Origin of the sequence: Mesorhizobium sp. M7A.F.Ca.MR.362.00.0.0 (assembly GCF_004023175.1) — a bacterium.
GTDB lineage: Bacteria > Pseudomonadota > Alphaproteobacteria > Rhizobiales > Rhizobiaceae > Mesorhizobium.
In genome coordinates, this window is record NZ_RZTF01000269.1 from 459 (window position 1) to 4744 (window position 4286).

Genomic DNA, 4286 nt, shown 5'->3' on the forward strand with positions numbered 1-4286 from the left:
CCCGCCGTATACCGGCGTGATGGCGCGAAGAACACCGGATCGGTCATTCCAGAAGCTATATCCAGCTAGGTCGGAACATTTCTCCCGGACCCTGAGGACCCGGGAGCATCGTTGGCCGCCGATCAGAAGCGGGTCGATATGCCGAAGTTGAATTCCTGCACGTCGTCGCGCGCTTCCTTCTTGACCGGGATCGCATAGTCGATACGGATCGGACCGAATGGCGATGCCCACATCAGGCCGAGGCCGACCGAGGCACGCAACTTCATGCCGACCGAGTCCTGAGTGACGCCAGCGGTGTCGACCTTGCTTCCATAGAGCGTTGCCGCGTCCGCGAAGACCGCGCCACGCAAGCCAAAGCTCTCCGGAATGACCGGGAGCGGGAACTGGGCCTCTGCCGACGCATTGAAATAGGTCGTGCCGCCGAGATGGTCGCCAGTAGCAGTATCGACAGGACCGATGCCGCCATAGGCGAAGCCACGGATCATGCGATCGGTGCTCTGGAACTGATCGAAAATCCGCAGACCATCGCTGCCGTATCCTTCAACATGGCCAGCGCCACCTGAAATGAGCCCGACCAGGTCGTACTGCTCCGACAGCGTCTGGTAGATGCTGCCGCGGCCCGTGACTTTCACGAACTTGGCATCACCACCGAGGCCTGCGACTTCCACGGTCGTGGTGGCATAGATACCCTCGTGCGGGCTCTTCATATCGTCGATGGTGTTGTAGACCAGCCCGAGGCTGACCGACGACTTGATCCAAGGGCTTTGTTCGATGCCGTCCAGGATAGCCGTGGAAACACTGCAACCGGGATCAGGAACCCCGTCGCCATTTGCATCGCAGCTGTCATCCAGCTCATATTTCTCTTGCGAGATGTTGTACGCCAACTGGGTCGAGATGCTGTCGGTGATCGGCAGACCGAAGCGCACCGTCGCACCCGTGGTATCGCTGTCGTAGTTGTCGTATTCCCTGGTCGACTTGAAGATGTCGAAGCCGGCGGCGATGCGCCGTCCGAGGAAATAAGGCTCGGTGAAGGACAGGCTGTAGTCGCGTGAATTCTTGCCGCCGCCCGCCGACAGCTTGATGAACTGGCCACGACCGAGGAAGTTGCGCTCGGTCACCGATCCTTCGACCGACGGACCGGCCGTGTCGCCACCGGTCGAATAACCAGCGCCCACCGAGAACTCGCCGGTCGATTTCTCGACCACATCGACCACCAGAACGACCTGGTCAGGCTGCGAGCCCGGCACGGTCGAGATGTCGACTTTCTCAAAGTAATTCAGGTTTTCCAGGCGCTTCTTCGCGCGCTGGATGAGCACCTGGTTGAAGGCGTCGCCTTCGCTGACATCGAACTCGCGGCGAATGACATAGTCACGCGTGCGATCGTTGCCGCGGATCTCGATGCGCTCGATATAGGCCTTGGTGCCCTGGTCGATCGTGTAGACGACCGAAATGGTGTGGTTCTCGAAATTCCGGTCGCCGCGCGGCGTGACCTGCGCGAAGGCATAGCCGGAACCGGCCACCTTCTCGGTCAGCGCGATGATGGAGTCCTCGACGTTCTTGGCGTTGTAGACATCACCCTTGTGGGTCTCGATCACCGATTCCAGCGACTTGCCGTCGACTTCAGGGATCGAGCTCTCGACGCTGACGTCGCCGAACGTGTAGCGGTCGCCTTCCTGGACGGTGATGGTGACCGTGTACTTGTTCGTCGCGCTGTCGAGCTCGCCGACAGCGGACACGACCTGGAAGTCGGCATAACCGTGATTGTAGTAGAAGCGGCGCAGCAGCTCCTCGTCCGCGCGCAGCTTGTCGTCGTCATAGACGTCGTCGCGCAGGACGAAGGAAAGCCAGGACGAGCGCTTGGTATTGATGATATCCGCCAGGCGGCGGCTGGAATAGGCACTGTTGCCGACGAAATTGACCGCCGCGATCTGCGTGCGATCGCCTTCAACGATGTTGAAGACAACGTTTACGCGATTGTCGCCAAGCTGCATAACCTGCGTGGTCACGGTCACATCGTCGCGACCAATGCGCCGGTAAGCAGCCTTGACCGATTCCACGTCGGCATCGAGCGTCGCCTGTGAGAACGTTCCGCGCGGCTTCAGCTGCACCGCCGCCGCAAGCGCATTGTCCTTGAGCTTCTTGTTGTTCTGGAACAGCACCTGGTTGACCACCTGGTACTCGGCGACCTTGACCACCAGCGTCGAGCCGACCTGGTTGATCTGCACGTCCGAAAACAGGCCAGTGCCGAACAGTGCCTTGACCGCACCGTCGATATCGGAACTGGAGAACGCCTTGCCCGGCTTGATGGTGATGTAATTGCGGATGGTCTCAGCGTCGATACGCTGGTTGCCGCTCACTTCCACTCTGCTGACGACAGCGGCTTCAGCCGCCGATGTGGCAACGAACTGCACTGCGAGCGCGCCTGGCACGACCATGGCCGCGGACAGGGTCACCGCGGACGCGGCGCTTAGAAACTTGGATGCTGCCTTCATCGGGCTTAATAACCTTTTCTCGTAGTCCCCACGGCGAGAAAACCGGACGTGCGGTAATTTCCCCTACCGTATTAACCGGATTTTCCCTACACGCAAGGCTTCTGGTTAATTTGTATTTACTTAACCCTGCGGCGTGGCTTTCGCGTCACTCATATCCCCTTGCATGGTAAACGGCGTCTCAACATCGTCCATGCAGAAGCCAAATTTCTTCATGATTTCAGCACCCAAACAGATCGTTCCAAAAAACGAACCCCATGAAGCACAGCACCAGAAGCAACCCGGCCCGATAGGCCATTTCCATCATCCGTTCCGACACTGGACGGCGAATGACAGCCTCCACCCCGTAGAACAAGAGGTGACCGCCGTCGAGGGGGGGAATCGGCAAAAGGTTCAGAATTCCGATGCCAACGGATAGCAGTGCAACCAGCTGCACGAGCCATTCGAATCCCAGTTTCGCAGCCCTGCCCGCCATGTCGGCGATCTTTACCGGACCGCCCAGCTGACATTTGTCTTCGCGCCCGACAACAAAGCGCTGCAGGAACTGGCCGGTGCGCTGGATGACGTGACCGGTTTCCTCGACCGCCGCCGCGACCGCTCCGACCGGCGTGTAGGTGATCAGCCTCGGCTGACCGAGTTCCTTGTTGTTGACGACACCGATCACGGCGACCTTGACCTTGTTGCCGAGCGCGTCTTCCTGTTCCATCAGCCGCGGCGCCGCGGTCACAGTGACCTCCTGGCCGTCGCGCAACATGACGAAGGTGATTGCGTCGTCGGCACGGCCCGAGACCAGGCGCTGGACGTCGCCAAAGGTTTCGACCTTGTTGCCGTCGACACTGACGAATCGGTCGCCGGGAAGGATGCCGGCCTTCGCCGCCGGGCTGTCGGCGGTCACCTCGGCCACCATGGGCTCGGCGACATAGCGGCCATAGGCGGTGAACAGCACGGAAAAGACGACGATCGTCAGCAGGAAATTGAACAATGGTCCGGCCACCACCGTTGCCGCGCGCTTCCAGATCGGCTGAGTGTGAAAAGCGACCTTGCGCTCGTCCTCGGTCAGCGTTTCAATTTCTTCCGACGTGGGCTGGCTCGATGTGGCGTTCATGTCGCCGACGAATTTTACATAGCCGCCAAGCGGTATCGCACACAGTTTCCAGCGCGTGCCGTGGCTGTCGTTGAAGCCGAAGAGTTCCGGGCCGAAGCCGATCGAGAAGGCCCTGACGCCGATGCCGCACCAGCGCCCGACAAGGTAATGGCCCATTTCGTGGACGAACACGACTACGGTCAGCACGAAGAGGAATGGCACCAGCGTGCCGAGGACAAAGCCTTCTGTGCTGAAAAGCGCGTGAAGAATCTCGTTCAAGACAAACCCTCAAATTCTTCCACGGCGCAGACTGCGCCGTGACTGTGACACCAATCCGGGCGAATCCAAGGCGCACCGCGCAAAGGACCCTGAAATGACATCGCTCAAACGGGAAACAGACCCTGCGCCGGATGATCGGCGTTCGCCGAAATCCAGCCGATGACGTATAGGGCGAATGCCGCTGCGACAAGCCCATCGACGCGATCCATGACGCCGCCATGGCCCGGGATGAGCGCACCTGAGTCCTTGCGGCCATGGCGGCGCTTGATCCAGGATTCGAACAGGTCGCCTGCCTGCGAGACAATCGACAGCACGAGCGCGACCAGGCCGAGCAATGCCAGATTGCCGACACCGGCAGCTGCGGCGAGGACCAGCCCGGCGACGACGCCGCCGACAGCGCCGCCGAGTGCGCCGCTGCGCGTCTTGCCGGGCGA

At 60.5% G+C, this 4286-nt stretch carries 3 protein-coding genes; all 3 read right to left on the bottom strand.

Going from position 1 to position 4286, the window contains the following annotated elements; all coding sequences use genetic code 11:
* Positions 1-122 precede the first annotated feature (122 nt).
* Positions 123-2492, bottom strand: a complete 2370-nt coding sequence (bamA, locus tag EOC06_RS26015) for an outer membrane protein assembly factor BamA (protein WP_127268628.1) — start codon at positions 2490-2492, stop codon at positions 123-125.
* Positions 2493-2709: 217 nt separating this feature from the next.
* Positions 2710-3852, bottom strand: coding sequence for an RIP metalloprotease RseP (gene rseP / locus EOC06_RS26020; protein ID WP_127273216.1), 1143 nt, complete (start codon positions 3850-3852; stop codon positions 2710-2712).
* A gap of 104 nt (positions 3853-3956) precedes the next feature.
* Positions 3957-4286, bottom strand: a 330-nt coding sequence (locus EOC06_RS43525) for a phosphatidate cytidylyltransferase (protein ID WP_245470072.1), incomplete at its 5' end; no start/stop codon positions are given.